4 protein-coding genes are annotated in these 4,917 nt (G+C 66.8%); 2 read left to right on the top strand and 2 right to left on the bottom strand.

The features are described 5' to 3' along the window. Nucleotides 1-1,053: ATP-dependent protease ATPase subunit HslU (gene hslU / locus V7067_RS09905; protein ID WP_334175732.1), on the top strand; the 1,053-nt coding region annotated here is incomplete at its 5' end. 311 nt (nt 1,054-1,364) lie between these two features. Further along, entirely contained in the window at nt 1,365-2,321 is a 957-nt protein-coding gene (locus V7067_RS09900) for a DUF1402 family protein (RefSeq protein ID WP_334175731.1), read from the top strand. Nucleotides 2,322-2,492: 171 nt separating this feature from the next. Here V7067_RS09900 and V7067_RS09895 read toward each other — a convergent pair whose 3' ends face one another. Both V7067_RS09895 and V7067_RS09890 read right to left on the bottom strand, forming a co-directional pair. After that, complete coding sequence (locus tag V7067_RS09895; protein WP_334175730.1) at nt 2,493-3,170, bottom strand: potassium channel family protein; 678 nt, start codon at nt 3,168-3,170, stop codon at nt 2,493-2,495. A 77-nt stretch (nt 3,171-3,247) separates the two neighbouring features. Continuing rightward, nucleotides 3,248-4,858, bottom strand: coding sequence for an ABC transporter ATP-binding protein (locus V7067_RS09890; protein ID WP_334175729.1), 1,611 nt, complete (start codon nt 4,856-4,858; stop codon nt 3,248-3,250). Between the last annotated feature and the right edge of the window lie 59 nt (nt 4,859-4,917).

Here is a 4,917-nt window from a genome sequence, read left to right as displayed (position 1 = left end):
ACCAAGTTCACCGAGGTCGGCTATGTCGGCCGCGACGTCGAGCAGATCGTGCGCGATCTCGTCGAGGTGGGTATTGCGCTGGTGCGCGAGAAGCGCCGCAAGGATGTGCAGGCCAAGGCCCACCTGCAGGCCGAAGAGCGCGTGCTCGATGCCCTCGTCGGCAAGAATGCCAGCCCGGCCACCCGCGACAGCTTCCGCAAGAAGCTGCGCACCGGCGAGCTGGACGACAAGGAAATCGAGGTGGAGATCAGCGCGGCACCCAGCGCGCCGCAGTTCGAGGTGCCGGGCATGCCCGGCAGCGTCGGGGTGATGAACCTCGGCGAAATCCTCGGCAAAACCTTCGGCGGCCACAAGAAGCCGCGCCGCACCACGGTGAAGGACTCCTACGAGCTGCTGATTGCGGAGGAATCCGACAAGCTGCTCGATCAGGATGCCGTGACCGGCGAAGCCATCGCGCTGGTGCAGGAGCAGGGCATCGTCTTCATCGACGAGATCGACAAGATCTGCGCCCGCCAGAACCGCGGCGGTGCCGATGTCTCGCGCGAGGGCGTGCAGCGCGACCTGCTGCCGCTGATCGAGGGCACGTCGGTGGCCACCAAGCACGGCACGGTGAAGACGGATCACATCCTGTTCATCGCCTCCGGCGCCTTCCATGTGGCCAGCCCGTCGGACCTTCTGCCGGAGCTTCAGGGCCGCCTGCCGATTCGCGTCGAGCTGACGGCGCTCGACAAGGCGGACTTCAAGCGCATCCTGACGGAAACCGAGGCGAGCCTGCTGAAGCAGTCGTCTGCCATGCTGGCGACCGAAGGCGTGACGCTGGAGTTCACCGACGATGCGGTCGACGCCATCGCCGAAATCGCCGTGGAGATCAACGCCTCCGTCGAGAATATCGGGGCGCGGCGTCTTCAGACCGTGATCGAGCGTGTTCTGGACGATATCTCGTTCACGGCGCCCGATCGCGCCGGCGAAACCATCGTCATCGACGGCGCCTTCGTTCGCGGCGGCGTGGGCGATCTGGCGCGCAACACGGATCTGAGTCGCTTCATTCTTTAACGAAGCCCTGACGGCCGCAGCCAGCCCGGCGGGGCGACTGCGGCCGCTCTGCATCACCGGGGCGTGAATTGCCGCGCCGGGCCAGCCTCGCGCCAGCGTGATCGCATCGGGCTCTTGCGTTTCCGCCGTTCCGCCGCCAAATGATCGGATGCCGGACGTCGAAGGGTTGTTGGCGTTGCCTGTCCGCCGGCGTCTGCCAGATCAGGATGGTCGTGGAAATGCTGCCCCAGCAGCTTCGTTCGTCTTTCGCCGCGTCGTGTGCCGGCGGCCTCAAGCGTTTTGGCGGAACGGTGCGTTCCGCGGCGGTCCGTATGGCGGGCGTGGCCGTCATGACGGTGGCCGTCATGATCCCGGCTGTTCCGGCCGGTGCGGTCATGGCCGGGCCGGTGGAGGTGCCGCCGGGCAATGCCAGCAGCGACCAGCCGGCCGTCGATCGCAATTCCGTTGCCCGCACACGCGAGACCGGCGGCACGTTCGAGGCGAAATATCGCCAGATCTACAGCCTGCTTGAGCGCGACCCGGCACTGATCGCCCGCATCAAGAAGGTGGCGGCGCGTTACGGCATCGATCCGGTCCACATCGTCGGCGCCATCGTCGGCGAGCACACCTACAATGTCGATGCGGTCGACACCGCGCAGGCCTATTACGTCAAGGCCATGTCCTATCTCGGCACCCCCATCCGCTTCCAGTACAAGGGCGAGGCGGTGTCGGATTTTGTGGCGCGGCCCGAGTTCGAGCGCTGCAAGAGCGAGCGCAACGACTTCGACCTGTGGGATTGCCGCGACGAGGTGTGGAAGGCCAGCTTCTCCGGCCGCACCGTGGATGGCGTTGCCTTTCCCAAGGACCGCTTCAGCCGGGTGTTCTTCCAGCCGCTCTATGCCGGCCAGACCTTCGGCCTCGGTCAGCTGAGCCCGGTCGCGGCGTTGTCGGTGGCCGATATCGTGTCCAAGCGCTCCGGCCGGCCGCCCGTCGACATGGACCATGCCGCCGCGCTCTACAGCGCGATCATGGACCCCAACACCTCGCTCGACTACATCGCCGCGCTGATCAAGGTTTCCATCGACAGCTACCGCCAGATTGCCGGCTTCGACATCTCGCGCAATCCCGGCATCACGGCGACGCTCTACAATGTGGGCGACGTGCGCGACCGGGCCTATGTGCTGAAGGCTGCCAACGCGCGCTCCGGCGGTGTCGTCTATCCGCAGGTCAATTACATGGGCTGGTTCGTCAACACCAAGGCCGACGATCTGGAACGGCTGCTGAAGTGAGGCGGCCGCCCGCCCTCCGGGGCGGCCGGGCGGGGGCGGCCGATTGCTGCCGGACGGGGTCGCGGTGAGCCGGACGGCCCCGCAAGAGAAAGAAAAAGGCCCGGCGCGGGGTGTGTTCCGATCTCCCCGCGCCGGGCCTTTTTTGTGCGGGCTTCCGGCAGCCCGCGGCGCTCACCCGTCGTCGCTGTCGCCGGGCGCGCCGGCGGAATAAAGGTTGGTGAGCCGGGCCACCAGCACTGCGACGTAAAGCACGCCGATCATCTGCTGGACGATTGCGAAGGCCTGCGCCTGATGGCTGGCGGGGGAGACGTCGCCATAGCCCGTGGTGGTGATGGTGGTGAAGCTGAAATAGATGAACTCGAAGAACAGGCTCGTTTCGCCCTCCGGCGTGATCGCGAAATTGAAGGCCGACGGGTTGATCTGATAGATGACGCGGTAGATGAGTGCGAACAGAAGTGCCATCGTCATGTAAACGGCGATGGAGGCGAACAGCTTCTCGATGGTGATTTGCCCGGGTCCAAGCACGAATTTGAGCATGGAATAGATGGCAAACAGGTAGAAGAAGCAGAAATAGAGCGATGACAGGATTGCCATCTCGCGCTGGCTGGTGCTGATCTCCCACAAATCCAGCACCACGGCGAGCAGGGCAAGCCCGAGGATGGGCACCTGCATGAGCCGGGAGTGATGGGCCATGCGGATGGCCAGCAGCACCGCGGTGATGTCGACCAGCGTCAGTGCCGCGAGACCGGCGTGGAAGTGCTCCAGCGCCGGAAACAGCAGCAGGCAGGTGATCATCAGCACCGTCAGGTAGCGAAAGAAATGGCTCTCGATGCGCTTGCGCACCTGCATGGGGCGGGCTCCGCTCTGTGGCTGGGGCGGGCGCCCCGTCGTCTTGTCGTCCGGCTTTGCGGCCCGGCCGGGCCGGGTCAGACCGGGGCGAGGTGGAAGGCGGCGGCGATGAGCGCGCGGGTATAGTCGCTCTTCGGGCTGGCGAAGACATCGGCCGTCGGGCCCTGTTCCACCACCTTGCCGGCCCGCATGACGATGATGTCGTTGGCCAGCGCCCGGACCACCCGCAGGTCGTGCGAAATGAACAGATAGGCAATCCGGCGGCGGGACTGGATCTCCCGCAGCAGGTCCACGACCTGCGCCTGCACGCTCTTGTCGAGCGCCGAGGTCGGCTCGTCGAGCACGATGAAGCGCGGTTCCAGCACCAGCGCCCGGGCGATGGCGATGCGCTGGCGCTGGCCGCCGGAAAACTCGTGCGGATAGCGGTGGCGGGTTTGCGGATCGAGCCCCACTTCCTCCAGCGCGGCGATGACGCGGGCCTCGCGGGCCTCCGCCGTCATCGCCGGGCTGTGCACCTTCAGCCCCTCGCCGACGATGGCGCCGACCGACATGCGCGGCGAAAGCGATCCGTAGGGATCCTGAAACACCACCTGCATCGACCGGCGCAGCGGCCGCAGCGCCTTCCAGCCCTTGCGGTCGATGCGGTCGCCCATGAACACGATGGGGCCGTCGGACTGGATGAGCCGCAGCAGGGCGAAGCCCAGCGTGGTCTTGCCGGACCCCGACTCGCCCACCACCCCCACGGTCTGGCCCTCGCGCACGGTCACATCAATGCCGTCTACGGCCTTCACGTGGTCCACGACCCGGCGCAGGAAGCCGCGGCGGATGGGGAACCACACCCGGAGGTCTTTCGTCTCCATCAGCACCGGGGCGGAAGGATCGGCCTCCGGCGGTTCGCCCTTCGGTTCGGCCTCGATCAGATGGCGGGTGTAGGGATCGGCCGGGCGGGCGAATACCGTGGCCACCGGGCCGGTTTCCACGATGCGGCCCTGCGTCATCACCGCCACGCGGTCGGCGAAACGCGCCACGATGCCGAGATCGTGGGTGATGAACAGAATGGCCATGCCGTGGCGGCGCTGCAGATCCTTCAGCAGCGCCAGAATCTGGGCCTGCACGGTGACGTCGAGCGCGGTGGTCGGCTCGTCGGCGATCAGCAGGTCGGGCTCGTTGGCCAGCGCCATGGCAATCATCACACGCTGGCGCTGGCCGCCGGAAAGCTGATGCGGAAAGGCATCGAGCCGCGTGGCGGCATCGCGGATGCCCACCGCCTCCAGCAGGTCCAGCGTGCGGGCCCGCGCGGCCTGCTGGCCGAGGCCCTTGTGCACGCGCAGGATCTCGCCGATCTGCCGGCCGATGGTGTGCACCGGGTTCAGCGAGGTCATCGGCTCCTGAAACACCATGGTGATGTCGCGGCCGCGCACCTTGCGCAGGGCGGCCTCGGGCAGCGCAGCCAGATCCTGCCCCTTGAAGAGGATGCGTCCGGAGGTGCGCTCGGCCGGCGGGCTCGGCACCAGCTGCAGGATCGACTGGGCCGTGACCGACTTGCCGGAACCGGATTCGCCGACGAGGGCCACCGTCTCGCCGCGGGCGATGGTGAAGGAGACATGATCCACCGCCACCGTTCCGGTGCCATCCTCGCGGCGGAAGCGGACCGTCAGGTCCTCGACTGTCAGCAATGGTTCGCTCATCGGCCTGTCATCCGGCATAGGCATGTCTTCCACGGGCATGTCTTCCACGGGCATGTCTT

Source organism: Pseudoxanthobacter sp. (genome assembly GCF_036822375.1).
GTDB lineage: Bacteria > Pseudomonadota > Alphaproteobacteria > Rhizobiales > Segnochrobactraceae > Pseudoxanthobacter.
This window is presented reverse-complemented; position numbering and strand designations above follow the sequence as displayed.